This window comes from Streptomyces mutomycini (genome assembly GCF_001700505.1).
Lineage (GTDB): Bacteria > Actinomycetota > Actinomycetes > Streptomycetales > Streptomycetaceae > Streptomyces > Streptomyces mutomycini.
Genome location: NZ_MAPV01000298.1, coordinates 5734 through 6995, shown reverse-complemented (window position 1 = coordinate 6995; position 1262 = coordinate 5734). Strand labels below are relative to the sequence as shown.

The 1262-nt window shown below is 73.1% G+C and carries 1 protein-coding gene; it reads left to right on the top strand.

Translation table 11 applies throughout. From position 1 onward, the window contains the following. Window positions 1-2 precede the first annotated feature (2 nt). Window positions 3-1238 (top strand): serine--tRNA ligase, encoded by a 1236-nt coding sequence (serS, locus tag BFF76_RS29760; RefSeq protein ID WP_065849466.1) that lies wholly within the window; start codon window positions 3-5, stop codon window positions 1236-1238. Window positions 1239-1262 lie beyond the last annotated feature (24 nt).

Sequence of the window (1262 nt, the reverse complement as noted above, 5' to 3'; positions counted from 1 at the left end):
CCATGAGGCGACTGGCCCGTCGCCGCTACGACCTCGACCTGGCCGCCCTGGAGAAGGCGATGCGCCGACGGTCCGAGGCCCAGGCCGACGTGACCCGGTCGCGTACGGAGCTGAACCGCGTCTCGCGCACGCGCGGGCGCTCGGGACCGCCCTCCGAGGAGGAGAAGGAGGCCGCCCGTGCCCTGCGCGCGGACGTGCAGCAGGCGGAGGCCGCGGCCCGCGTCGCGGGGCAGGAACTCTCCGAGCTGCTGCTCGGCATCCCCAACGTGCCCCTCGACCGGGTGCCGGACGGTGACACCGAGAAGGAGGCGGTGGAGGTCCGCCGCTGGGGCCCGGCGCGGCACGGCACCGACGCCCCGCACCACGCCGACATCGGCGAGTCGCTCGGCATCCTGGACGGCCCGGGTGCCGCCAAACTCTCGGGCGCCCGCTTCAGCGTCAGCCGCGGTGCCGGTGCCCGTCTGGAGCGGGCGCTGACCGACTTCTTCCTCGACCTCCACACCCGCGAACACGGTTACACGGAGTACTCCGTGCCGTTCCTCGTGAACCGGGACACCATGACCGGCACCGGTCAGCTCCCCAAGTTCGAGGACGACCTGTTCCGTACCCAGGTGGGTGACCGGGAACTCTTCCTGATCCCCACCGCCGAGGTGCCGCTCACCAACCTGGTGGCCCAGCAGCTCCTGGAGGCCCGTGACCTGCCCCACGCCTTCACCGCGCGCACTCCCTGCTTCCGCGCCGAGGCGGGGGCGTACGGGCGCGACACCCGGGGAATCCTGCGCCTGCACCAGTTCGAGAAGGTGGAGCTGGTCCGCGTCTGCGCCCCCGAGGACGCACCGGAACAACTGGAGCTCATGGTGGGGCACGCCGAGGAATGCCTGCGCCGCCTCGGGCTCTCCCACCGCGTGGTCCTGCTGCCCGCCGGCGACCTCGGCTTCTCCGCGCGGATGACGTACGACATCGAGGTGTGGCTGCCGGGCAGCGGCGCCTACCGCGAGATCTCCTCGGTCTCCGACTGCGGCACCTTCCAGGGCCGCCGCGCGAACATCCGTCACAGGCGGGCCGACGGACGCAAGGGTCCGGCCGCCACCCTCAACGGTTCGGCCCTGCCCGTCGGCCGTACCGTCGCCGCCCTGCTGGAGCAGGGCGTGCAGGAGGACGGCTCCGTCCTGCTCCCCGAGGCCCTCGCCCCGTACACCGGTTTCCGCCGGATCCTGCCGGGCGGGACGACCGCGTAGCGCACGCACGCCGAGAGGGCGGGT